The following is a 22,720-nucleotide window of genomic DNA, read 5'->3' as shown; positions in this document are numbered from 1 at the left end:
GGAAGCGCGTCAAAGGCGAGGGTCGACCGGATCCGACTCCAGCGCCAGCACCGCGAACACGCACTCGTGCACCCGCCACAGCGGCTCCGCGCGGGCCAGCCGCTCCAGCGCCTCCAGCCCCAGCGCGTACTCGCGCAACGCCAGCGCCCGCTTCCGGTTCAGCCCGCGTTTGCGGAGCCGCGTGAGGTTCTCCGGCAGCGTGTAGTCGGGCCCGTAGATGATCCGCAGGTACTCCCGCCCGCGCACCTTCACTCCCGGTTGCACGAGGCCGCGCGCGCCGCGGGTCAGGTTCGCCGCCGGTTTGACGACCATGCCCTCGCCGCCCGCGCCGGTCAGGTCCAGCCACCACTCGACGCCGCGTGCCACCGACGCCGGGTCGGTGGTGTCGACGGCGAGGGTCCGTGTGCGGGTGAACAGGTCGCCGGTGAGCCGGTCCAGCAGCGAAAGGTGCCAGGCGTGCGGCCGGTCGTGGTACGCGTGCCCTTCCGAAGCCAGCACCTGGAACGGCGCCAGCCGGACGCCGTCGAGGCCGTCGGTCGGCCAGCAGTAACGCCGGTACGCCTGCCGGTACGCGTCCACAGTGGACTCGCGGACCCGGGTCCGCTTCAGCAGTTCCGTCACGTCGACCCCGCGAGTCGCGGCGGCGTCCAGTGAAGCGACGGCGGCGGGCAGCACGGCCTTGGCCGCCGCGCCCACGGCCGCGTACTGTCCCGAGATCAGCGAGCCCGCTTTCGCGCTCCACGGCAGCAGTTCCGTGTCGAGCAGCAACCAGCCGGTGTCCAGCTCCTCGAACAGTTCCGACGACGCTTCCCGCACACCGGAGAGCAGCCGCGCGTTCTGTTCCGGGGTGAAGAACGGCCGCCCGGTGCGGGTGTACACCGCGCCCGGACCGTGGATCCCGAACCGCGCGGGAGCCACGCCGTCGTCGCGGCACACGAGCACGACGGCACGCGAGCCCATGTGCTTCTCTTCGCACACGACGTGATCGACACCCGCAGCGCGGAACTCGGCGAAGGCCTCCTCGGGGTGTTCGAGGTAGTCGTCCGTGGCGGACGTCGAACACGGCGCCATCGTCGGCGGCAGGTACGGCAGCCAGCGCGGGTCGACGGCGAAGCGGCTCATCACTTCGAGCGCCGCCGCCGACTGCTCGGCGGAGACGCCGACCCGGCCGTGGTGCCGTGTCTCGACGATCCGCTTCCCGGTGACGTCGCCCAGTTCCAGGACCGCGGGCTCACGTCCGCCCAGCGGCCGCGCGGGTTCGAGCGGACGTGACGGCTCGTACCAGACCTTCTTCGCCTTCACCGAGACGACTTCCCGCTCCGGGTAACGCAAAGCGGTCAGCTTGCCGCCGAAGACGCAGCCCGTGTCGAGACACATGGTCCCGTTGACCCATTCCGGCTCCAGCGTCGGCGTGTGTCCATAGAGGACCATCGCCTTGCCGCGGTAGTCACGCGCCCACGGCAGCCGCACCGGCAGGCCGTACTCGTCGGTCTCGCCGGTGGTGTCGCCGTAGAGCGCGGTGCTCCGCACCCGGCCGGACGCGCGCCCGTGGAACTTCTCGGGCAGGCCCGCGTGCGCGACGACGAGCTTGCCGCCGTCGAGGACGTAGTGCGCGATGAGTCCTTCGCAGAACGCGTGCGCCTTCGCGCGGAACTCCTCATCCTGCGCAGAAAGCTGTTCAAGCGACTCCGCGAGGCCGTGCGCCGTCCTGACTTTGCGCCCGTCGAGCGCTCGGACCAGTTTCTGTTCGTGGTTCCCGCAGACGACCAGCGCGTTGCCGGTCTCGGCCATCGCCATCACGCGGCGCAGCACGCCGGGCGTGTCGGGCCCGCGGTCGACGAGGTCGCCGACGAAGACCGCGGTGCGGCCTTCGGGATGCACGCCGTCGGCGTAACCCAGTTCGGTGAGCAGTTCCTCCAGTTCCTCGCGACAGCCGTGGACGTCGCCGATGACGTCGAACGGTCCGGTCAGCTCACGCCGGTCGTTGCGCAACGGCTCGACGACGATCTCCGCTTCGGCGACCTCGGCCTCGCTCCGCAGCACGTGCACGCGCCGGAAACCCTCGCGTTCCAACGACTTCAGCGAGCGGTGCAGCTCACCGCGCTGACGCCGGACGACGTGCTCGCCGAAGTCACGATCGGGCTGGGATTCGTTGCGTTCCTGGCAGACCTTCACCGGCAGGTCGAGCACGATCGCCGTCGGCAGGACGTCGTACTCCTTGGCCAGCTTCAAAAGACCGGCCCGGGAAGCACGCTGGACGTTCGTCGCGTCGATCACCGTGATCAGGCCCGCTTCGAGCCGTTTCGCCGCGACGTAGTGGAGCACGTCGAAAGCGGCGGCCGACGCGCTCTGGTCGTTCTCGTCGTCGGCCACCAGGCCGCGGAAGTAGTCGCTGGACAGCACCTGTGTCGGCGCGAAATGCGTCCGCGCGAAGGTCGACTTGCCGGAGCCGGAGGCCCCGACGAGCACGACGAGGGACATGTCGGGAATGGTCAGTTTCATGCCACGGCCTCCTTCCGAGACGTGAAGACCGCCATTTGGGTCGGCGGTCCTGATTCTTGGGACTCGGGTCCCACTGGCAGGTGGCGGACGTCGTAGCCGCGCCGGGAGGCGACGCCGTCGGCCCACGAGCGGAACTGCTCGCGTGTCCATTCGAAACGGTGGTCGGCGTGCCGGAACCGGCCTTCCCCGAGGAACTCGAAGTGCCGGTTGTACTCGGCGTTCGGCGTCGTGACGAGCACGGTCCGCGGCGCGGCGACACCGAACACGGCGTGTTCCAGCGCGGGCAGGCGCTCCTCGTCGACGTGCTCGATCACCTCCATCAGCACGGCCGCGTCGTATCCGGCCAGCGACGGATCGGCGTAAGTCAGCGCGGACTGCTTCAGGGTGATCCGCGTCTTGTCTTTCAGCCGCTTGTCGGCGATGTCGAGCGCGCTCGCGGACACGTCGACGCCGACGATCTCGGTGAACGACGGCTCCTTCTGGAGCACGCGCAGCAGCGCACCACCGCCGCAGCCGAGGTCGAGCACCCGCCGCGCACCCGCCGCCCGGAGAGCCGCGAGCACGCTCCCGTGCCGTTGGACGGCGAGCGGCTCGGGCCGGTCCGGTAGTTCGGTGACCCGCGCTTCGGCCTCGGCGGGCACGTCGTCCGCTTCCGCCAGCCGGGTGAGCGCGTACGAAACGATCGGACGCCGGCGTTCGAGGTACCGGTTGGTGATCAGCTCCCGTTCCGGATGTCCCGCGAGCCACCCTTCGCCGACGCGCAGCAACTTGTCGGCCTCGTCCTGGCCGATCCAGTAGTGCTTGTCGCCGTCGAGAGCGGGCAGCAGGACGTACAGGTGCCGCAACGCGTCGACGACGCGCTGGGTCCCGGTCAGCCGGAGGTCGACGTAGCGGGAATCGCCCCACCGCGGGAACTCGGGATCGAGCGGGATGGCCTTGGCCTCGACCTGCCAGCCGAGGGGTTCGAACAGCTTGTGGACGACCTCCGCGCCGCCGCGCGCGGTCAGCGACGGCACGCGGATCTCCAGCGGGAACGCCTCGTCGACCAGTTCCGGCCGGTTCGCGCACCGCCCGGCCAGCGCCGTGGTGAAGACCGCGCGCAGCGCCACCGCCAGATACGAGCCGCCCGCGTACGGCCGGTCGTTGACGTACTGGGTCAACGACGTCCCGCCGCCGCGCACGAGGTCGACCGGGTCGATCTCGACCAGCAGCGCCACCGTGCAGCGCTCCTCGGCCGCCTCGGGGTAGAAGACGTGCGCCTTCCCTGCCGAGAGCGTGAACGTCTGTGCCTTCTCCGGATGCTTGTGCAGGAGAAAGCCCAGGTCAGTGGCGGGGTTCCGGGTGGTCGTCATGGTCAGGAGCACCGGATGAGTGTCGCGCAGACGGCCGTTCCGCGCGCCCGCTTTTCCGCGTGCGACCCTGGTGACATGTCGAATCGCCTGAAGGCCGCGACCAGTCCGTACCTGCTGCAGCACGCCGAGAACCCGGTGGACTGGTGGCCCTGGGGTGAAGAGGCGCTGGTCGAGGCGAAACGGCGGAACGTGCCGATCCTGCTGTCGGTCGGCTACGCGGCCTGTCACTGGTGCCATGTCATGGCGCACGAGTCCTTCGAGGACGAAGCCACCGCGACGCTGATGAACGCGAACTTCGTCAACATCAAGGTGGACCGTGAGGAGCGGCCGGACATCGACTCGGTGTACATGGCGGCCACCCAGGCGATGACCGGTCAGGGCGGCTGGCCGATGACGTGTTTCCTGACCCCGGAGGGTGAGCCCTTCCATTGCGGCACCTACTACCCGCCGTCGCCGCGGCCGGGGATGCCGTCGTTCCCGCAGCTGCTCGTCGCGGTGGCCGAAGCCTGGGGTGAGCGCCCGGACGAACTGCGTTCCGGCGCCCGGCAGATCATCGCCCATCTCACGGAGAAGAGCGGGCCGCTGCCGGAGTCCGTTGTGGACGGTGCGGCGCTGGAATCCGCGGTCGCTTCACTGCGCAAGGAATACGACGCCGCGAGCGGCGGATTCGGCGGAGCCCCCAAGTTCCCGCCGACGATGGCGTTGAACTTCCTGCTCCGGCACCACGAACGCACCGGTTCCGATCTCTCACCGGTCGAGCACACGGCGGAGGCGATGGCGCTCGGCGGGCTCAACGATCAGCTGGCCGGCGGGTTCGCGCGTTACTCCGTCGACCCGCGCTGGGAAGTGCCACACTTCGAGAAGATGCTGTACGACAACGGTTTGCTCCTGCGTTTCTACGCGCAGTTCCACGGCGTGACCGGCCTCGAGTACGCGCGGCGGACGGTCGAAGAGACCGCGGAGTTCCTGTTGCGCGACCTCGGAACGGCTGAGGGAGGCTTCGCCGCTTCGCTCGACGCGGACACCGACGGCGTCGAGGGCCTCACGTATGTCTGGACTCCCGCGCAACTCGCCGAAGTGCTCGGCGAGGAGGACGGCGCTTGGGCCGCCGAACTGTTCCAGGTGACCGAACGGGGCAACTTCGAGCACGGCGCGTCGACGCTGCGGCTGCGTGAGCCGCATCCCGCGGACGCGGAACGGTACGAGCGGGTGCGGCGCACGCTCCTGAGCGCGCGGAACGAGCGTCCTCAGCCAGCCCGCGACGACAAGGTCATCGCCGCGTGGAACGGGCTCGCGATCGGCGCGCTCGCCAAAGCCGGCTCGCGGCTGAATCGTCCACAGTGGATCGACGCGGCGGCTCGTGCCGCGGCTTTCCTGATGGACGACCATTTCGTGGACGGACGGCTGCGCCGGACCTCGCGCGACGGCGTCGTCGGCACGACGGCGGGCGTGCTGGAGGACTACGCGTGCCTCGCCGAGGGGCTGCTCGAACTCCACCAGGTGACCGGCGAGCCGCGCTGGCTGGCCGACGCGGTCACCTTGCTGGACCTCGCCTTGGCTCATTTCGGCGTCCCGGACTCGACGGGTGCCTACTACGACACGGCCGACGACGCGGAAGTGCTGGTGCAGCGGCCCTCCGACCCGACCGACAACGCGAGCCCGGCGGGGGCTTCGGCGCTGGCGAACGCGTTGCTGACCGCGTCCGTACTGGCGGGGCACGATCAGGTGGGCCGCTACCGCGAGGCGGCCGAGCAGGCGCTGGCGCGCGCTGGACGGCTCGCCGCCCACGCGCCGCGGTTCGCCGGGCATTGGCTCACGGTCGCCGAAGCCGCGGCCGCCGGTCCGGTGCAGGTGGCCGTCGTCGGGACGGATGCCGCTTCACGCAAGGACTTGCTGGCCGCGGCCGTCGCGTCGGCACCGGACGGCGCCGTCGTCGTGAGTGGTGTCCCGGACGCCGAGGGAGTGCCGTTGCTCGCCGACCGGCCGCTGGTGGAGGGTGCCGCCGCCGCGTACGTATGCCGCGGCTATGTCTGCGAACGCCCGGTCATCGCCGCCGAGGATCTGCGCGCCCAGCTCACCAATCCCACGCCATAGGGCCGAAGGCGCCGCCGCCCGTCTGCGGAGCCCCCGCCGGCTTCACCGCGACCTGCGGCGCCTTCGGTTTCGTCGTGGTGGACTTCGGCGGCTTCGTGGAGGTCGGCGGCTTGGTAGTGGTGGTCGGCGGAATACCGGTCACTGTGAACGCCCGGGTCGACTTCCGGCCGTCGGAGCAGGTGAGGGTCGCGACGTACTTGCCGGGAGTCTTCACCACCCGCCCGTAACCGCCGTATTTCCCGAAGTTCCCGCCGATGGTCCACGTGATCGGCTCGGCGAGCCCCGGCGAGGTCACCGGTCCCTTCGGGGTACAGCCGCCGGCTCCGGCTCTGGTCTCCGCGTAGATCTGCTTCCCGGGCCCGACTTCACTCGGGCCGAGGTACCAGCTGGGATCGGTGGTCGCCGCGGCGGGCGCGATCACCGCCAGTTGGGCCGCTCCGAGCATGAGAGCGCCGATCATGGCCTTTTTCAGCATGAGGTTCCCCTTTCCGTCAACTGCTGGTGGGAACACGTCGGCGCAGGTCATCAGGTTGCCTCGGGTTTCGCCGGGGGAGAACACGAGTGAATCTCGGCCGTGGCGAGCGTAGCGTCGGTAGCGTTGTAATCATGTAATCGCGGAGGCGAGCATGCACACCTACTTCAGGGCGGCGAGGCACATGGGACGAAGTGGCTGGAAGGGCCGGGGCGGCTGGCAGCAGGCGGACATCCCCTCGGCGGACGACGCGGGCGCGTGGTTCGGCGGACGGCTCCCGGAGGGCTGGTTCACCGGAGATCCCGAGGTCACGGTGGATCGCGAAGAGATCGTCATCGTCGGCGAACTCCAGCCGCTCACCGGTGAGTACGCCGACGACGCCGCCCGCGCGGCGGCCGAGGACGGCCGGATCAGCCGGTTCCGCGAGGAGACCCGCGACGAGCGGATCGAGATCGCGCGCCAGGCCGAGCACCGGTATCAGCGCAAGGTCGCCTGGGGCGCGAGCCTCGGCGGCACGAGGCACCTGTTCACCACGCATTCGGCGCCGGTGATGACCAGGCTGCGGCAGCCGGAACGCCTGGTCCTCGACACCCTCGTCGACGCGGGCGTCGCACGGTCGCGGTCGGAGGCGCTGGCGTGGGCCGTCCGGCTGGTCGGGGAACACGCGGACGCCTGGCTCGCCGAGCTCCGGGAGGCGATGACCAAGGTGGACGATCTCCGCTCGCAGGGACCGGACCTTTCCTGAGGCCGGGATTCGTGCTGCGTCCCCGGATGCGGTGCGGCAGGCTGAACGCAGACCGCACCGCATCGGAGGAATCGTGGACACACCAGGACTTCCCGCGAAGATCGACCCGGACGCGCTGACCACCGTCCTCGATGGACGGTGGGCCGGGCTCCGGCGCGCGGTGCGCGCGCAGATGGCCGCGGAAGACTTCAAGGACCCAGTGGACCTCGATATCGAAGCGCACCGCGCCCAGGTGCTCGAATGGCTGCGGCTGCTCGCCCGCACCGACCGGCCGGGGCTCGGTTTCGACCCGGCGCACGGCGGTGGCGGCGACGTCGGCGGCTCGGTGATGTCGTTCGAGATGCTGGGTTTCGGTGACCTCTCGCTGATGGTCAAGGCCGGTGTCCAATGGGGTCTGTTCGGCGGCGCGGTGCAACTGCTCGGCACCGAACGCCACCACGAGCGCTACCTGCGGAAGATCAAGGATCTTGAGCTGCTGGGCTGCTTCGCGATGACCGAGCACGGCCACGGCTCGGACGTCCAGCATCTGCGCACCACCGCGACCTACGATCCGGCCACCTGTGAATTCGTCGTGCACACGCCGGACCGGGGCGCGATGAAGGAGTACATCGGCAACGCCGCCCGCGACGGCGAACTCGCGGTGGTGTTCGCACAGCTGATCACGGGCGGCGAATCGCGCGGGGTGCACGCGTTCCTGGTGCCGATCCGCGGCGAGAACGTGAGCGGCGTCGAAATCGAGGACTGCGGCCGCAAGGCGGGCCTCAACGGCGTCGACAACGGACGGCTCACTTTCACCCAGGTGAGGGTTCCGCGCGAGGCACTCCTCAACCGGTTCGGTGACGTCGCCGAGGACGGCACATACAGCAGCCCGATCGAAAGCGACGGCCGCCGGTTCTTCACGATGCTCGGCACCCTCATCCGCGGCCGGGTCAGCGTCGCGGGCAGCGCCGGCAGCGCGACGAAGCGCGCGCTCGCGCTGGCCGTCCGGTACGGCGAGCAGCGGCGGCAGTTCGCGCGGCCCGACGGCGAGGAGGTCGTGATCCTCGACTACCGCGCCCACCAACGGAAACTGCTGCCCGCGCTGGCGACGTCGTATGCCCTGCACTTCGCGCAGGAAGCACTCGTTTCGAAGCTGAACGACATCGCCGAGGACGCGCCGGAGGAAGAGCAGCGAGAGCTGGAATCGCGCGCGGCCGGGATCAAGGCCGTCTCGACCTGGCACGCGACGGCGACCATCCAGGCCGCCCGTGAGGCGTGCGGTGGTTCGGGCTACCTCTCGGAGAACCTGCTTCCCGGGTTGAAGGCCGACACGGACGTCTTCACCACCTTCGAGGGTGACAACACCGTGCTGCTGCAGCTGGTCGCGAAGGGCCTTCTGACCAGCTACAAGGACCAATTCGAGGACCTCAGCCCGCTCGCGACCGCGCGTTTCGTGGCGGAGCAGCTCGTCGAAGCCGTGATCGAACGGACGTCCGCGCGCAAGGTCGTCGAACGGCTAACCGAGGCCGACGACGGCGACGTGCTGTACTCCCGCGAGTGGCACCTGAAGCTGTTCGAAGACCGCGAAGAACACGTACTCGGCGGCGTCGCGCAGCGCCTGCGTAAAGGCAGCTCGGACCCCTCCGGCGTCTTCGGTGTCTTCAACGACGCGCAGGATCACGTGCTCCGCGCCGGACGCGCGCACGTCGACCGGGTGGTGCTGGAAGCGTTCGTCGGCGCCATCGAGCGCTGCGCCGACGCCGAGGCCCGCGAACTGCTGGAGCGGGTGTGCGACCTCTACGCGCTCGCGAACATCGAAGCGGATCGTGGCTGGTTCCTCGAACACGGACGCCTGACGTCCGGGCGCTCGAAGGCCGTCACCGCCGCGGTGAACGCCCTGTGCGCCGACCTGCGCCCGCACGCGCGGACACTCGTGGACGCCTTCGCTATCCCCGAGCAGTACCTAGCGGCTCCGATGCTGCGGGACTGACCCCGGCGCGCTGCTCGGCGAGCTCGGTCCGCAACGCCTTGACTTCGCGGGTCAGCTCGTCGAGGTGCTCGCGTGTCACGGCCTGCGCGTTTTCGTCGGCCTCGGTCACCCGGCGGATCAGCCACGACGCCAGCGTCGCGGTGACCACACCGAGCAGCGCGATCCCGGCCACCATCAGCCCGACCGCGACGATCCGGCCGGTGCCGCTGATGGGATAGCGGTCGCCGTAACCGACCGTGGTGATCGTCGTGATCGACCACCACACCGCGTCCGGGAAGTCGGTGATCGGCGGGTCCGTCTGAGTGCGTTCGGCGTCGAGTACGGCGAGCGCCGAACAGAACACGACGAGCGCCGTCGCGCCCACCGTGTAGACCACGACACGGCCGCGCAACGACAGGCCGGCGTTGCGGTTGAGGACGTTGAGCACCGTGACCAGCCGGAGCAGCCGCAGCTGCCGGATGAGCGGGAGCACGATGATCAGCAGATCGAAGAGGTTCTTCTTGAGGAAGTCCCGCTTGTCCTTGGCATGCTTGAGGCGGACGCCGTAGTCCAGAGCGAAGACCGCCCACGCGACCCACGTGACGACCTCGCACCAGACCCGGCCGGTGTGGCCTAGCGAGGGCTGGAGGATCGGCCACGCGTAGGCCGCGAGGAACAGTACGGCGGCGGCGTTGAGCGGCCATTCCATCCGCTTTTCCCACATCGGGCGTCTCCTCACCTGGCCTTTTCCAGGTGCACGTTAAGCGATGTCCAGGGCCGTTCCATAGAGTTTGTCGGTTTTGAGGGTGATGTAGAGCCTTCGCTCGGCCGCGATGGTCTCGAGGAACTCGGCCTCGTCCTCCGGCTTTTGGCTCTGGGCGGCGAGGTATTCGAGCCCGGCCGTGTCACCGGGTGTCCGGGTGACCTCGGAGAGTTCCGCTTTCCCTTCCACGACCGCGAATTTCCAGTGGTCGGCGCTGGAGACGTAGAGCGAGGCGGTGGGGTTGTTGCGGAGCTGCTTGACCTTGAGGCGGTCTTCGGTCGTGCTGATCCGGACCGTGCGCGCCTCGGGGTCCCACGTGTAGACGACCGTGGAGAGGTGAGGGCGGCCGTCGCGCTTGAGGGTCGCGAGGGCGCCGAAGGCGTGCTCGGCGAGGAAGTCGCTGAGAGCCGCGTCGTCGAGAGGGCGGGGCGGTGCGTTCTTGGCCATGGTGGCGATCATGGCTCGCGCGGTGAGGGCGCGGAAGAAGGCACTTTCTTGTGCCAGAGGGAACACGCGTGTGTCCGTCCTGGTCACGTGGGTCGCGTGAACACCATACGTACTTGACGTACGTGACGTACTTAGGCAGACTGAGGGACGACTTATCGGGAGGCCCCTGTGTCAGCTCTCCACTACGACAGCTACACCGAAGCTCGCGCGCATCTGAAAGATCTGCTGGATGCCGCCGAAAAGGGCCGCGTCGCAACGGTTCGGCGTGATTCGGTTCAGGCCGCCGTGGTCGATGTCGAGCGTCTTCGACACTTTCTCGCGTCGCTCCTGCCTGCCTCGGCGCAGGTCGTCGCAGAGGGAGGTGGCTGGTCCGTGTTCATCCCGGGCTTGCCGGTCGCGGCGGACGGCGCCACTTTCGACGAGGCGTTGACCGAGATGGTCGACGCTCTGCGGGAGTACGCGGAAGACTGGCAGTCGCGGTTGCTGGACGCTCCGAACCACCGTGACAACTGGGGTCTGGTCCAGCTGATCAGCCTGAGCGATGACGATCAGCTGCGCGATTGGCTGGCGGGTACCGCGCGGTGAATTGGCCACTGCCCACTCGCAAGGACCATGAGTCGTTCTGTCAGGTCGAAGAGTGGCGGAGAGTCCGTGACGCTCGTGGTCGGACGGGCACGCACCACGTCACCTACGAACTCGGCCTCATGGACGGCCGCATCCTGCGAACCCGGATCTCGCATCCGGTGGATCGGACCGGATACGGCAAGAGCATCTGGAAACACATCCTCCGCGATCAGCTCGACGTCGACGAGCCGTGTTTCTGGTCGTGTGTGCAGGACGGCGTCAAACCTGACCGCGGAGTGCCAGCGCCGCAGGCTGAAGCTCTGCCGGCTGACCTGGTGCACATGCTGCTCTCGCGGGTCGGTCTTCCTGAAACCGAGGTCGCGGCCATGACCAAAGCCGAGGCCATCGCGAGGCTGCAGCAATTCTGGACCGAGAACAGCTGACCTGCGGCTAGGCGTACATCGCCAGCCAGATCGCCACGTAGTGCGACGTCGCCGCAAGAACCGTGCAGGCGTGGAAGAACTCGTGGTACCCGAAGGTCTCCGGGAAGTGGTTCGGCCACTTGACCGCGTAGAACACCGCGCCCAGCGTGTAGAACAGCCCGCCGACGCAGAGCAGGACGAGTGCCGCGACACCGGCGTGGGCGCCCAGCTCGGGCAGGACGAAGACGGCGACCCAGCCCAGTGCGATGTAGATCGGCACGCCCAGCCAGCGGGGCGCGTTCGGCCACAGCATCTTCAGGGTGACGCCGCCGATCGCGCCGCCCCAGACGATCGCCAGCACGATGTACCCGGTCGGCTGAGACATCGCCAGAAGGGTGAATGGCGTGTAGGTGCCGGCGATGAACAGGAAGATCATCGAATGGTCGGCGCGCTTCATCCATTCGTATGCTCGTGGGCTCCACAAGCGACGGTGATAGAGCGCGCTGACGCCGAAAAGGCCGAGCACGGTCAGCCCATAGACCGAAGTGGACAAAGCGGCTATAGGCGACACAGTGGACGCGGCTAGGCTGATGAGGGTCACGGCTCCGGCGACTGCGACGAAGAAGGACCAGAAGTGGATGTGCCCACGCAACCGAGGACGTGTGTCCACCAAGGGCGCGGGGCCGGACGGCTGCTGTTCGGACTCTACGCTCACTCTTCCCAGGTTACGGCACCGTAGGTTTTTCGCCAGTGTCCGTGGCGCGTCCCACTGGGGCCCGCGGGGTGACTACTCTCCAGTGGCGTGAGTCTTCGGTCCTTCTTGTCAGACGTCGTGTACAGCGCCTACGGCAGGCGCCTGATCCAGCAGGCCAAGGGGCGCCATCCACGCCACATCGCCATCATGCTGGACGGCAACCGCCGCTGGGCGCGCGAAGCGGGCTTCACCGACGTCGCCGACGGGCACCGCGCGGGCGCCAAGAAGATCGCCGACTTCCTGAGCTGGTGCAACGAGGCCGACGTCGAGGTCGTCACCATGTGGCTGCTCTCGACCGACAACCTCGGCCGCGCGGCCGAGGAGCTGAGCCCGCTGCTGAAGATCATCACCGACGTCACCGACGAACTCGCCGCACCGCACACGCCCTGGCGGCTCCGCATCGTGGGAGCCCTCGACCTGCTGCCCCCGGAGGTCGCGAAGGCCCTCAGCGCGGCCGCGGAGCGCACCGAAGGGCGCTCCGGGATGGAGGTCAACGTCGCGGTCGGTTACGGAGGGCGTCAGGAGATCGCCGACGCGGTCCGCAAGCTGCTGCTCCAGCACGCCGACGAGGGCACGTCGATCCGCGAGCTAGCGAAGATCCTGGACGTCGACCACATTTCCGAACACATGTACACCTCCGGCCAGCCGGATCCGGATCTGATTATCCGCACCTCGGGTGAGCAGCGGCTTTCCGGATTTCTGCTCTGGCAATCGGCGCATTCGGAATTCTGGTTCACCGAAGCTTATTGGCCCGCGTTCCGCCGCGTCGATTTCCTGCGCGCCATGCGCGATTACGCGTGGCGGCACCGGCGCTTCGGTTCCTGACCCGTGACATGACGAAGGCCCCGGCGTGCACTCCGGGGCCTTCGACGTCCACACTGAAGATCAGTGGTGGTGGTGCTCCAGCGAGTGGAGGATCAGAGCCGGGGTGGTGGCGATGCCCGTGTAGGCACCGGCGACCAGCGAAGCGGCACCGTAACCCAGCGCGCCGCCACCCTCGATGAAGGTGTTGTAGGCGTCGCCGAACGTCGGGTCCGGGGTGCCGGTGGTGTCACCGGTCGCGGCGAACGCGGTTCCGCCGACCATCATGATGCCCGCGGCGACGGCGGAAACGAAACCAGCCTTCTTCAGCACTTCGCACACTCCTTGGTAGAGATATTCAGGGATCGGGGGCACCGAAATCCGGTGGGGGTGTCCCGCTAGTGAGAAAATTACTCGCTATTCAGGAGTTGTGACCGTCTCGTAAGCCCATTGTGTGAGGCGAAAAAGGCCCGTTTCACTCGGTCCGGTTCTCTGTCTCGGGCACAAAATGCGGGCCGCTACCAAGCGTGGTAGAACCCTCGATCCCATCAGGTGAACGCCCTCTGTGGCGTTAATCCATCCGGGTCGCATCGACGAGCGTCCCTGAATGGAGATCATCACTACACATCGTGACGGTGACGAGGCGTTGATGTCACGCGACCGACAGTGAGATGACGGTTTGGCGAATCACCGTGGTGGCTGCCTGCGCGATCGGCCGGACGCAGGTACCTTCCGGAAGTGAGGGTTCGCGTCCCATGCGGACTCTCACGGGAGGCCCTGGTCGTGGCGGTAGTCGACAGGGCGGCACAGCCGCCCAGTGGATGCACGAGGGGGCCGGCACCCGGCCCTCGTGGCCGTGCCGACTGACGCGGTGAGCGTCGGAAGGAACGGTTAGCCAGGGAAGTGCCCGGCCCAGCGAGTGCGGGCGTGGTGCCACGCCCACGAGGGAGATGCCGTCGTGACTGCGCAGCGTTCACCCCGCAAGGCCTCTGGCCGTTCTTCGACCGGTGCCCCTGGCCCGGAGAAAGCCTCGATCTCGCCCGAATCCCAGCGGTCCACTTACGTGCTCGACACGTCGGTCCTGCTCTCTGACCCCTGGTCGGTGACTCGTTTCGCCGAACACGCGGTCGTGCTTCCGCTGGTCGTCATCAGTGAACTGGAGGCGAAACGTCACCATCCCGAACTGGGGTGGTTCGCGCGCGAAGCGCTTCGCATGCTCGACGACCTGCGTCGTCAGCACGGCAGGCTCGACGCGCCGCTCCCGATCGGTGAGCACGGCGGCACCCTGCAGGTGGAGTTGAACCACTCCGATCCCACGGTGCTCCCGGTCGGCTTCCGCACCGACTCCAACGACCACCGCATCCTCGCCTGTGCGCTCAACCTGGCGGCGGAACGCGCGTCGGTCACGCTGGTGACCAAGGACATCCCCCTGCGTGTCAAGGCGGGCGCCGTCGGTCTCGAAGCCGACGAGTACCGCGCGCAGGAGGTGACGCCCTCGGGCTGGACGGGGATGGCGGACGTGGACGTCCCGCAGACCCTGATCGACACGCTGTTCGGCGCGTCGTCCGCGGATCCGGCGGAATTCGGGATGCCCGAAGTCGGTGAACTGCCCTGTCACACCGGTTTGAGGCTGCTCGCGGGCAGTTCGAGCGCGCTGGGCCGGGTCACCGCGGACAAGCGGATCCGGCTCGTGCGGGGTGACAAGGAGGCGTTCGGCCTGCACGGCCGCTCCGCCGAGCAGCGGGTGGCGCTGGATCTCCTGCTGGACTCCGATGTCGGCATCGTCTCGCTGGGCGGACGCGCCGGCACCGGCAAGTCGGCGCTCGCGCTCTGCGCGGGCCTGGAATCGGTGATGGAACGTCGCCAGCACCGCAAGGTCGTGGTGTTCCGGCCGGTGTACGCGGTCGGCGGCCAGGAGCTGGGCTACCTGCCCGGTTCCGAGTCGGAGAAGATGCAGCCGTGGGCGCAGGCGGTGTTCGACACCCTCGGTGGCCTGGTCAGCCAGGACGTCCTCGACGAGGTCTTCGACCGCGGCATGCTCGAGGTGCTCCCGCTGACCCACATCCGCGGGCGGTCGCTGCACGACACGTTCGTCATCGTCGACGAGGCGCAGTCCTTGGAGCGCAACGTGCTCCTGACCGTGCTTTCGCGGCTCGGCACGGCCTCGCGGGTCGTGCTCACGCATGACGTCGCGCAGCGCGACAACCTGCGGGTCGGGCGGCACGACGGCGTTTCGGCGGTGATCGAGAAGCTCAAGGGTCACCCGCTGTTCGCGCATGTCACGTTGACCCGGTCCGAGCGGTCGCCGATCGCGGCGCTCGTCACCGAAATGCTGGAGGATCACGGCTAGACACGTGCCATGAAAGGTCCTTTCCTTGCAAATTTTGCAAGGAAAGGACCTTTCATGGCGGCTAGGTGACCGGGTTCGCCCAGGGGAGCGGCCGTCCGTCCACGTCGTCGGTGAGTTCGACGCCGAGCATGGCCGAAAGCGTCGCGCCCAGGTCGACGACGTCCAGGTCCGGCAGTTTCGCGCCCGGTTCGAAACCGGGCCCGCTGGCGAGGAGGAGCCCGTCCGGCCGGTGGTCTCCCGTGCGCCAATGCTCGTCCGGGCCGTAGACGACGCCGGTTTTGGGCGACCAGACCGTCTCGATCGGACCGGTGCGGGCCCAGTCGATGAGCAGATCCGGCAGGGTGTCGTCGGCTTCGCGGTCGTAGTGGTCGCTCGTGCGGGAAACCTCGCGCACGACCGGCTTCCCGGTCGCGACGTTCACCAGTGAGAGCAGGTCTTCGGTCAGCTGCTCGCAGACGGCCTCGTACTCCGCGCCGGGCTGGACGACGCCGTGCGGTTCGCGGCCCGCCAGGTTGATCCGTACCCCGCCGAAGACGAAGTTGTTGGGAGACAGGTAGAACCGCTGCTTCGATCGCTGTTCGGCGGTCGCCCAGTTCGGCACCGCGGGCAGCGGGGCCGCCGCGAGCCGCTTGCGCAGCACCGGCATCGCGGTCGACGCCAGTTTCGTCCGCAAAGGACCGGGGAGCGCGGAGTAGGCGCGTTTGGCCAGCGTCATCGCGCCGCCGCCGCGCAGCCCTTCGGTCTCCACCGTGTCGAGAAGCCGCAGGATTTCGTGCAGCAGATGGCTTCCCTCGTACCGTGGTCCCATGCCGTGGCTCAGCAGCACGAAGACCGTCGTGTCCGGTCCGGCCAGTGCGAGATGTCCGCCGATCGCGTCGTCGAGGCTCCGGTAGACCGAGCGGATCGGGTCCAGTTCGGTCGCGAGCGTGAAGTCGTGGTCGCGGTGCGCGGGATCGTGCAGATGCCATTGCTGATGGCCGATGCTGTGGGATTCCCCGTACACCGAAAGGAAAAGATCCCAGTCACCTTCGGCGAGCAGTTTCGTCGACACCTGCGTCTTCTGCCCGATCCCGGCGACGAGGCCGTGGGTCAGCGCGCGCTCCTCGTCAGGTGTCCGATGTGGACCTTCGCGGTGAAGGTAGTCGTCCGGTGCCCAGTCGCGGACCAGATCGGGCTCGGCGGTGAGGATGGGCGTGAGTCCGATGTCGGCTTCGATCTCCTTCGCCAGCTCCGGCGGTGAAGTGTGGAAGCCGAAATGCCGGTCGTGGCAGGCGTACTCGCTCACCATGACCCCGTTGAGCGGTTTGTCCGCACGGGAATGCGGGACGTCGAGTACGGCGACGCGTTTCCCGGCTTCGGAAAGCGTCTCCCAGAACGGCGTGCCCCGGATTTCCAGCGGGCTGGTCAGCCGCCGTTCGTAGGTCTTGGTGTCGACCTCTTCCCAGCAGTGGAATCCGGTCCGCGCGGCGGTGCGCGCGGTGAAGAAACTGCTCCACAGCGAGCCGACGAACAAGCCGTAGGGGTTGTGCGTGGTCGCCGAAGCGCTGGTTTCGAGCAGCCGCGCCAACGTCGGCACCTCGCCCGCCGCGGCGAGATCGCGGATCGTGCCGGGGTCGCAGGCGTCGAGCGCGACCACGAGGATCTTGGCGGGTTCGGTCATGATCGGTGCTCCGGTCCTGAATGCTTGCGGCGGATGGCGGCGAAGTCGTCGTCGTAGGTCGGCCCGTGGGAGAGCCGGTCCCCGGAAGTCGTCGTGTAGTAGCAGGAGATCGCCGGGACGACCAAGGGTTCGCGCTCCGCGGTCAGCGCCAGGAGCAGATCCCAGTCGCCCATCTCGACCAGCGACTCGTCGAACCGGGCCTCGGGAAGACCCGCCCGGTGCGCGACGGCGCCGATGTCGGCGAGGTTCTCCCGCAGCAGCGTTTCCCGGTCGTAGCGCCGCAAGAACAGCTCCGGCAGGCCGCCGATGTCGTCGATGACGAAGCCGCCGTAGGCCGCCGTGATCTCCGGATGCTCGCCGAACGCCCAGCCCAAGGCCTTGAGCCACAACGGATGCAGGGTGTTGTCGTCGTCGAGGTAGGCGACCACGTCCCCGGTGACCTCGGCGAGCCCGGCGTTGCGGGCGGCGCAGACGCCGCCGTGTTCGACCCGGATCGACCGGATCCGTGGGTCTTCGAAACCGGCGATCACCTTGGGCGTGGCATCCGAACTGGCGTCGTCGACGATCACCAGTTCCCAGTGCGGATAGCGTTGCGCCCGCACCGAAGCGACGGCGCGGGGCAGCAGCGCGGCCCGGTCGTGCGTCGGCAGGACGATCGAAATCTTCGGTGTGGCCCGGAGTTCGTGCTGATCGAGCCAATGCGTGAACGTGCGGACGTCGCGAGCGGCTTCGAGACTTCCGGCCCGGAGATGCAGGCCTTCGAAGGCGGTGTCATGGCTTTTCAGCCAGCCGTCGAGGGCTTCCTGCCGCGTGTCGAGAGCGGCTTGCCTGGCTTCGACGGTGGTGGTGCGCGCGTCGCCGTCGCGCAAGGCCCCGCCGTGATCCTCGAGCCAGGCGTTGTGGTGTTCCAGCACCGCGCGCAGCCGCTGGATTTCGGCGGCCTGGTCCGCGATCGCGGACCGTAGTGCGGCGATTTCCCCGTTTTCCGCGTGGCGGCGATCCAGCGCCGCCGCCACGATCCGTCTCAGGCGTCTCACCCGGTGCACCCTAGTGCTTCAGGTGCTTCGGATCACCAGCCCGACGGCAGCGGCCGTCCTTCCGCGAAGCCCGCGGCGGACTGGATCCCGAGCAGCGCGCGCTCGTGGAATTCCTCCAGCGTTCGCGCGCCCGCGTACGTGCAAGCCGACCGGACACCGGAGCCGATGGAGTCGAGCAGGTCTTCGACGCCGGGGCGGGCCGGGTCCAGCGCCATCCGCGAGGCCGAGATGCCCTCTTCGAACAGGCCCTTCTTGGCGCGTTCGAAGACGTTGTCCGTGCGCGTGCGGGCGCCGACGGCGCGCTTCGACGCCATGCCGAACGATTCCTTGTACGGCTTGCCCCGCTCGTCGTAGCGCAGGTCGCCGGGGGATTCGTGGGTGCCGGCGAACCACGAGCCGACCATGGCCGCGGAAGCGCCGGCGGCCAGCGCGAGCGCGACGTCGCGCGGATGCCGCACGCCGCCGTCCGCCCAGACGTGTTTACCCAGTTCACGGGCCGCGGCCGCGCATTCGGCGACGGCGGAGAACTGCGGGCGGCCGACGCCGGTCATCATCCGGGTGGTGCACATGGCGCCGGGGCCGACGCCGACCTTGACGACGTCCGCGCCCGCGTGGATCAGGTCGCGGGTGCCCTCCGCGGTGACCACGTTCCCGGCGACCACCGGGACCCGCGGGTTCACCGAACGGACGGCCTTGAGCGCGGAGATCATCTTCTCCTGGTGGCCGTGCGCGGTGTCGACGACCAGCACGTCGACGCCTGCCGCGAGGACGGCCTCGGCCTTCGCCGCGACGTCGCCGTTCACGCCGATCGCGGCGGCGACGCGCAGGCTGCCGTTGTCGTCGACGGCCGGGGTGTAGATCTCCGCGCGCAGCGCCGCGATCTCGGTCAGGACGCCGGCGAGCCTGCCGTTCTCGTCGATGCCGAGCGCGAGACGGCCGCCGTGATCGTGCAGACGCTCGAACACCTCACGCGGCGGAGTGTTCAGGGGCACCGTGACGACCGCGGGCTCCGCGACGTCGGCCAGCCGCGCGAAGCGGTCGACACCGGCGCAGGCCGCTTCGTCGACGACGCCGACGGGCTTGCCGTCCTCGTCCACCACGACGACGGCGCCGTGGGCGCGTTTGCCGACCAGGTTCAGCGCGTCGGCCACCGCGTCCCCGCCGGTCAGCACGAGCGGGGTGTCCCACACGGTGTGACGGCCCTTGACCCAGGTGACGATGTCGGCGACCGCGGCCACGTCGACGTCCTGCGGCAGAACCACGAGCCCGCCGCGCCGGGCGACCGTTTCGGCCATCCGGCGACCGGCGACGGCGGTCATATTGGCCACCACGATCGGGATCGTCGCGCCGGTGCCGTCCACAGTGGACAAGTCGACGTCGAAGCGGGACTCCACGTCCGACCGGTTCGGCAAGAGGAACACGTCGTCGTAGGTCAGGTCGTGAGCGGGCCGATGCCCGTCGAGAAAGCGCACGAGGCCCCAGGATACCCGCGTGGGACAATGTCGGCATGACCGACCGGGACCGTGACGAAACCGGACGAGCCCGTAACGCGCGCCCGCGAGACGGCCTCGGCAGGCCGCTCCCGTACGGCGCCGACGGTGTCGAGCGCCAGCCCGAGGGCATCGAACGGAGCCCCGAGGACACCATCTCCGAGGCCCAGCGCCTGCTCGACGCGGGCCGCCCGTTCCACGCGCACGAGGTGTTCGAGGACGCGTGGAAGACCACCGACGGGCCGGAACGGGAGCTGTGGCGCGGCCTCGCGCAGCTCGCCGTGGGCCTGACCCACGTGGCCAGGGGGAACGGGAACGGCGCGGTCTCGCTGCTGGAGCGTGGCGCGGACAACATCGAGCCGTTCCGCGAGGCCCGGACGCACGGGATCGACATCCCCGGCCTGCAGGTTTGGGCGCGGGAGATGGCCGAAGCGGTGAAGGCGCGTGCCCAGGTGGAGCCGGTCGCGCCGCGCTTACTCGGCCAGTAGCGCCGAGCCCGAGCGATACAGCTCGATCAGCAGCGGCCGCAGGGCCAATCCCGCCGGCGTGAGCCGGTAGCTGGTCCGGCTCGGGAAGCCCGGCAGCTCCTCGCGGACGGCGAGGCGTCGCGCGGTCAGATCGCCGAGACGTTCAGTCAGCACCTTCGCGGACAGGTCGGGCAACGCCGCGCGAAGGTCGCTGAAGGACCGCGCCCCGCCCATGAGTTCCCGCAGCACGAGCGTCGTCCACCGGCCCGAAATCGCGGCGAGCGCGACCTCGACGGGACAGTCCGGCTCGGGCCGACTGGTGCGGCCGCGGGCGTCCGGGACGAGTTCGCCGTCGAAGGTTTCCGTTTGGTGACCTGCTTCGCGGTCGGTTTCGCTGTCCGCATGACGCATTCCTCCAGTGTGCCTTTGACCGCTGACGTGGCCGAACATCCCTTCGTCTTCCAGGCCGCCTTCAACACCGGCTCCGCCGAAATCCTCGACACGGTCTACGAGCCGGACGCCGTGTTCGTCCGCCGGGACGGGGTGCGGGTGACCGGCGCGGAACGCCGCTCCGCGAACGGCGGGATCCTCGCGCTCGGGCAGCCCATCAAGGTCACTCCGCGCCAGGTGCACGTGGCGGGTGACCTGGCCTTGCTGATCGTCGACTGGGTCATCGAAGGGCATCTCGCGGCGACGGCCACCGACGTCGCTCGACGTGGCGAGGACGGGTTCTGGCGCTACGTGATCGACAATCCCTTCGGAGTCGGCGCACCTTGAGCACTCGACATACCGCGAGTATGTTACTTCGAGTAGGGATACTGCTCAGTAGGTAACGGCGGGAGAAAGCGCGATGAGCGAGCCCAAGGAACTGCTGGCCGAGCCGCTGAAACTGCGGTGCGGCGCGATCCTGCCGAACCGGCTGGCCAAGGCCGCGTTGAGCGAACAGCTCGGCGACCGCCGCAACCGGCCCACCGCCGAACTGGCCGAGCTGTACCGGACGTGGTCGCGCGGCGGCGCCGGCACGCTGATCACCGGCAACGTCCAGGTCGATCCGACCGCGCTCGGCGAACCGCGCAACGTCGCGGTGCCCCGGGAACCGGCCGCCACCGAATTCAAGCCGTGGGCACGGTCGGCGGACGGGACCGAGGCCCGGTTGTGGGTCCAGCTCAACCATCCCGGCAGGCAGAGCCCGCGTTTCCTGTCCCGTCAGCCGGTCGCGCCGTCGGCGGTGCCGTTCGGCGACCGCGGCATCCGCTCGGTGTTCGCGACGCCGCGGGCACTGACCGGTGACGAGATCGAGGCCATCGTCGACCGGTTCGGCGTGGCCGCGCGGACCGTCGTCGACGCCGGATTCGCCGGTGTCCAGATCCACGGCGCGCACGGCTACCTCGTCTCGCAGTTCCTCTCACCGCTGACCAACCGGCGCACCGACGGCTGGGGTGGCGACGCCCTCCGGCGGAGGCGGTTCCTGCTGGAAGTCGTCGCCCGTGTGCGTGCCGAGGTCGGCGACGCCGTGCCGATCGCGGTCAAACTCAACAGCGCGGACTTCCAGCGCGGCGGGTTCAGCGAGGAGGAATCGCTCGAAGTCGTCCGCGAACTGGGTGAAGCCGGTATCGACCTGCTGGAAGTCTCTGGCGGCACCTACGAGAAGGCCGCGATGATGGGGCCGGCCAAGTCGAGCACCGCAAGCCGCGAGGCTTACTTCCTCGACTACGCCGCGAAAGCGCGCCAGATCACCGACGTCGCGTTGATGGTCACCGGCGGCTTCACCAGCCCGGCGGGAATGGCGGACGCGCTGCGCTCCGGCTCGCTGGACGTCATCGGGCTCGGCAGGCCGTTGATCGTCGACCCGGCACTGCCCGGCCGCCTGCTGGGCGGCGAGGACGTCCGCGCCCAGCGCACGGCCCCGAAGACCGGCATCCGGCTGGCCGACAGCCTGCTCGAAATCCAGTGGCACACCCAGCAGATGCACCGGGTGGCCGCCGGGAAACCGGTGGACCGGCGGCTCGGCGCGGTCCGGACGCTAGTACGTGCCGGCGTCGCGGATCCGCTCAACGCCTTCCGGCGGGTCCGGGGCTAATCCATCCATGCCCCCGCCGCCGCCCTCAACGGAGGAGCTGCGCTCCCAGTCCCAATTCTCGTCGACTTCCTCCTTGCGGCTGAACGTGCGGTCGAAGCCGACCGCGGCCGCCGCGAGGCCGATGAACAGCACACCGATCAGCACGCAGTTGAACGCGACACCGCCGTAGCTGTTGATTCCGGGGTCGACGAACGGGTACGGGTAGAACCCGATGATCGCGCCGCGCACCAGCGTGACCGCGAGCCAGCCCAGCGGGTACAGCAGCGACCACGACAGCACCCGCCACGACAACTGGCCGCGCGGGCCGAACAGCAGCCAGCCCGCGACGCACATCAGCGGCGACACCTTGTGCAGCATCGTGTCGGCGAAGACGGCCCAGCCGTGCAGTTCGTAGAGATCGGCGAGCGCGACCTGGAAGACGACCCCGGTCACGGTGATGCCGACGAGGCCGGTGAGCCGCAGCACGCCGAACAGGGTCGACCGGCCCGCGACGCCGAGCGCGAGCAGCAGGCTGCCGACGCCGACCAGGATGTTCGAGTCGATGGTGAAGAAGGCCAGCAGGTTGGCCACCCGCCCGGCCGGGGTGTGGAAGGTGCCGCCGGTGGTGCCCGCGGACACCGGGATCTGGGCGGCGAGACCGGCGAACACCACCAGCGCCGTCGCGCCGAACCAGGCACGCGCGATCTTGGAAGCCTGCATTCCACCTACCTTATGGGTGATCGGGTGGAGACGTCCCGTCACCACCGCACGCCGCCACTCGATCGGGGGCGGA

22 protein-coding genes are annotated in these 22,720 nt (G+C 69.0%); 10 read left to right on the top strand and 12 right to left on the bottom strand.

Annotated elements, in window-relative coordinates; translation table 11 throughout:
• Positions 1–9: 9 nt before the first annotated feature.
• Positions 10–2,502, bottom strand: a complete 2,493-nt coding sequence (locus ACLJO0_RS22915) for a polynucleotide kinase-phosphatase (RefSeq protein ID WP_410580456.1) — start codon at positions 2,500–2,502, stop codon at positions 10–12.
• Positions 2,499–3,866 (bottom strand): 3' terminal RNA ribose 2'-O-methyltransferase Hen1, encoded by a 1,368-nt coding sequence (locus tag ACLJO0_RS22910; RefSeq protein ID WP_410580455.1) that lies wholly within the window; start codon positions 3,864–3,866, stop codon positions 2,499–2,501. Before ACLJO0_RS22910 ends, ACLJO0_RS22915 begins: the two co-directional genes overlap by 4 nt.
• Positions 3,867–3,929: 63 nt before the next feature.
• On the opposite strand from ACLJO0_RS22910, the gene ACLJO0_RS22905 reads away from it, so the two are divergent.
• Positions 3,930–5,948 (top strand): thioredoxin domain-containing protein, encoded by a 2,019-nt coding sequence (locus ACLJO0_RS22905; protein WP_410580454.1) that lies wholly within the window; start codon positions 3,930–3,932, stop codon positions 5,946–5,948.
• Here ACLJO0_RS22905 and ACLJO0_RS22900 read toward each other — a convergent pair.
• Positions 5,929–6,423 (bottom strand): hypothetical protein, encoded by a 495-nt coding sequence (locus ACLJO0_RS22900; protein ID WP_410580453.1) that lies wholly within the window; start codon positions 6,421–6,423, stop codon positions 5,929–5,931. The genes ACLJO0_RS22905 and ACLJO0_RS22900 overlap by 20 nt on opposite strands.
• A 181-nt stretch (positions 6,424–6,604) precedes the next feature.
• Between ACLJO0_RS22900 and ACLJO0_RS22895 the strand changes: the two genes are divergently transcribed.
• Together ACLJO0_RS22895 and ACLJO0_RS22890 are read left to right on the top strand one after the other, a co-directional pair.
• Positions 6,605–7,165, top strand: a complete 561-nt coding sequence (locus ACLJO0_RS22895) for a hypothetical protein (protein WP_410580717.1) — start codon at positions 6,605–6,607, stop codon at positions 7,163–7,165.
• A 73-nt stretch (positions 7,166–7,238) separates the two neighbouring features.
• The gene (locus tag ACLJO0_RS22890; protein ID WP_410580452.1) at positions 7,239–9,134 is read left to right on the top strand and encodes an acyl-CoA dehydrogenase; all 1,896 of its coding nucleotides are present in this window, start codon (positions 7,239–7,241) and stop codon (positions 9,132–9,134) included.
• Here the strand turns inward: ACLJO0_RS22890 and ACLJO0_RS22885 are convergent.
• Positions 9,091–9,837, bottom strand: coding sequence for a potassium channel family protein (locus tag ACLJO0_RS22885; protein WP_410580451.1), 747 nt, complete (start codon positions 9,835–9,837; stop codon positions 9,091–9,093). The genes ACLJO0_RS22890 and ACLJO0_RS22885 overlap by 44 nt on opposite strands.
• A gap of 36 nt (positions 9,838–9,873) precedes the next feature.
• Positions 9,874–10,323 carry a pyridoxamine 5'-phosphate oxidase family protein gene (locus ACLJO0_RS22880; protein WP_410580450.1) on the bottom strand — a complete coding sequence of 150 codons (450 nt, stop codon included), beginning with the start codon at positions 10,321–10,323 and terminating at the stop codon, positions 9,874–9,876.
• Positions 10,324–10,491: 168 nt separating this feature from the next.
• On the opposite strand from ACLJO0_RS22880, the gene ACLJO0_RS22875 reads away from it, so the two are divergent.
• Together ACLJO0_RS22875 and ACLJO0_RS22870 are read left to right on the top strand one after the other, a co-directional pair.
• On the top strand, positions 10,492–10,908 hold the full coding sequence (locus ACLJO0_RS22875) for a prevent-host-death protein (RefSeq protein WP_410580449.1): 417 nt from the start codon (positions 10,492–10,494) through the stop codon (positions 10,906–10,908).
• 119 nt (positions 10,909–11,027) lie between these two features.
• Positions 11,028–11,330, top strand: coding sequence for a cytotoxic translational repressor of toxin-antitoxin stability system (locus ACLJO0_RS22870; protein ID WP_410580448.1), 303 nt, complete (start codon positions 11,028–11,030; stop codon positions 11,328–11,330).
• Between the two features lie 7 nt (positions 11,331–11,337).
• On the opposite strand, the gene trhA is transcribed toward ACLJO0_RS22870, so the two are convergent.
• Positions 11,338–11,979 (bottom strand): PAQR family membrane homeostasis protein TrhA, encoded by a 642-nt coding sequence (gene trhA / locus ACLJO0_RS22865; protein WP_410580716.1) that lies wholly within the window; start codon positions 11,977–11,979, stop codon positions 11,338–11,340.
• Positions 11,980–12,111: 132 nt separating this feature from the next.
• On the opposite strand from trhA, the gene ACLJO0_RS22860 reads away from it, so the two are divergent.
• Complete coding sequence (locus tag ACLJO0_RS22860) at positions 12,112–12,888, top strand: isoprenyl transferase (protein ID WP_037306485.1); 777 nt, start codon at positions 12,112–12,114, stop codon at positions 12,886–12,888.
• Positions 12,889–12,948: 60 nt separating this feature from the next.
• On the opposite strand, the gene ACLJO0_RS22855 is transcribed toward ACLJO0_RS22860, so the two are convergent.
• Positions 12,949–13,197 (bottom strand): hypothetical protein, encoded by a 249-nt coding sequence (locus ACLJO0_RS22855; RefSeq protein ID WP_410580447.1) that lies wholly within the window; start codon positions 13,195–13,197, stop codon positions 12,949–12,951.
• 730 nt (positions 13,198–13,927) lie between these two features.
• Here ACLJO0_RS22855 and ACLJO0_RS22850 point away from each other — a divergent pair.
• A complete protein-coding gene (locus ACLJO0_RS22850; RefSeq protein ID WP_410580715.1) occupies positions 13,928–15,214 on the top strand; it encodes a PhoH family protein in 1,287 nt (428 codons plus the stop codon).
• 61 nt (positions 15,215–15,275) lie between these two features.
• On the opposite strand, the gene ACLJO0_RS22845 is transcribed toward ACLJO0_RS22850, so the two are convergent.
• Genes ACLJO0_RS22845 through ACLJO0_RS22835 form a run of 3 tightly spaced genes read right to left on the bottom strand, consistent with a single transcriptional unit; the run spans position 15,276 to position 19,383 of the window.
• Positions 15,276–16,874, bottom strand: a complete 1,599-nt coding sequence (locus ACLJO0_RS22845) for an alkaline phosphatase family protein (protein WP_410580446.1) — start codon at positions 16,872–16,874, stop codon at positions 15,276–15,278.
• Positions 16,871–17,911 carry a glycosyltransferase family 2 protein gene (locus ACLJO0_RS22840; RefSeq protein ID WP_410580445.1) on the bottom strand — a complete coding sequence of 347 codons (1,041 nt, stop codon included), beginning with the start codon at positions 17,909–17,911 and terminating at the stop codon, positions 16,871–16,873. Before ACLJO0_RS22840 ends, ACLJO0_RS22845 begins: the two co-directional genes overlap by 4 nt.
• A gap of 32 nt (positions 17,912–17,943) precedes the next feature.
• Positions 17,944–19,383, bottom strand: a complete 1,440-nt coding sequence (locus tag ACLJO0_RS22835; RefSeq protein WP_410580444.1) for a GuaB1 family IMP dehydrogenase-related protein — start codon at positions 19,381–19,383, stop codon at positions 17,944–17,946.
• A gap of 35 nt (positions 19,384–19,418) precedes the next feature.
• Here ACLJO0_RS22835 and ACLJO0_RS22830 point away from each other — a divergent pair, with 35 nt between their 5' ends.
• Positions 19,419–19,889, top strand: a complete 471-nt coding sequence (locus tag ACLJO0_RS22830; protein ID WP_410580443.1) for a DUF309 domain-containing protein — start codon at positions 19,419–19,421, stop codon at positions 19,887–19,889.
• On the opposite strand, the gene ACLJO0_RS22825 is transcribed toward ACLJO0_RS22830, so the two are convergent.
• Positions 19,875–20,279, bottom strand: a complete 405-nt coding sequence (locus ACLJO0_RS22825) for a winged helix-turn-helix transcriptional regulator (RefSeq protein ID WP_410580442.1) — start codon at positions 20,277–20,279, stop codon at positions 19,875–19,877. The genes ACLJO0_RS22830 and ACLJO0_RS22825 overlap by 15 nt on opposite strands.
• Positions 20,280–20,288: 9 nt before the next feature.
• Here ACLJO0_RS22825 and ACLJO0_RS22820 point away from each other — a divergent pair, with 9 nt between their 5' ends.
• Positions 20,289–20,645 (top strand): YybH family protein, encoded by a 357-nt coding sequence (locus ACLJO0_RS22820; RefSeq protein ID WP_410580714.1) that lies wholly within the window; start codon positions 20,289–20,291, stop codon positions 20,643–20,645.
• Positions 20,646–20,718: 73 nt separating this feature from the next.
• On the top strand, positions 20,719–21,948 hold the full coding sequence (locus ACLJO0_RS22815; protein ID WP_410580441.1) for an NADH:flavin oxidoreductase/NADH oxidase family protein: 1,230 nt from the start codon (positions 20,719–20,721) through the stop codon (positions 21,946–21,948).
• Here the strand turns inward: ACLJO0_RS22815 and ACLJO0_RS22810 are convergent.
• Positions 21,892–22,647, bottom strand: coding sequence for a Pr6Pr family membrane protein (locus ACLJO0_RS22810; RefSeq protein WP_410580440.1), 756 nt, complete (start codon positions 22,645–22,647; stop codon positions 21,892–21,894). The two genes, ACLJO0_RS22815 and ACLJO0_RS22810, sit on opposite strands and share 57 nt — an antisense overlap.
• Positions 22,648–22,720: the final 73 nt, after the last annotated feature.

Source organism: Amycolatopsis sp. lyj-108 (assembly GCF_046549005.1).
GTDB lineage: Bacteria > Actinomycetota > Actinomycetes > Mycobacteriales > Pseudonocardiaceae > Amycolatopsis.
The sequence above is the reverse complement of the archived record's forward strand: the minus strand, read 5'-3'. Positions and strand labels throughout refer to the sequence as shown.

Bases quoted from the DNA above. Each gene is read 5' to 3' on its own strand.
- ACLJO0_RS22915 (WP_410580456.1), bottom strand. From the start codon at position 2,502: ATGAAACTGACCATTCCCGACATGTCCCTCGTCGTGCTCGTCGGGGCC.
- ACLJO0_RS22905 (WP_410580454.1), top strand. From the start codon at position 3,930: ATGTCGAATCGCCTGAAGGCCGCGACCAGTCCGTACCTGCTGCAGCAC.
- ACLJO0_RS22900 (WP_410580453.1), bottom strand. From the start codon at position 6,423: ATGCTGAAAAAGGCCATGATCGGCGCTCTCATGCTCGGAGCGGCCCAA.
- ACLJO0_RS22895 (WP_410580717.1), top strand. From the start codon at position 6,605: ATGGGACGAAGTGGCTGGAAGGGCCGGGGCGGCTGGCAGCAGGCGGAC.
- ACLJO0_RS22885 (WP_410580451.1), bottom strand. From the start codon at position 9,837: ATGTGGGAAAAGCGGATGGAATGGCCGCTCAACGCCGCCGCCGTACTG.
- ACLJO0_RS22880 (WP_410580450.1), bottom strand. From the start codon at position 10,323: ATGGCCAAGAACGCACCGCCCCGCCCTCTCGACGACGCGGCTCTCAGC.
- ACLJO0_RS22870 (WP_410580448.1), top strand. From the start codon at position 11,028: ATGGACGGCCGCATCCTGCGAACCCGGATCTCGCATCCGGTGGATCGG.
- ACLJO0_RS22845 (WP_410580446.1), bottom strand. From the start codon at position 16,874: ATGACCGAACCCGCCAAGATCCTCGTGGTCGCGCTCGACGCCTGCGAC.
- ACLJO0_RS22830 (WP_410580443.1), top strand. From the start codon at position 19,419: ATGACCGACCGGGACCGTGACGAAACCGGACGAGCCCGTAACGCGCGC.
- ACLJO0_RS22825 (WP_410580442.1), bottom strand. From the start codon at position 20,279: ATGCGTCATGCGGACAGCGAAACCGACCGCGAAGCAGGTCACCAAACG.
- ACLJO0_RS22815 (WP_410580441.1), top strand. From the start codon at position 20,719: ATGAGCGAGCCCAAGGAACTGCTGGCCGAGCCGCTGAAACTGCGGTGC.
- ACLJO0_RS22810 (WP_410580440.1), bottom strand. From the start codon at position 22,647: ATGCAGGCTTCCAAGATCGCGCGTGCCTGGTTCGGCGCGACGGCGCTG.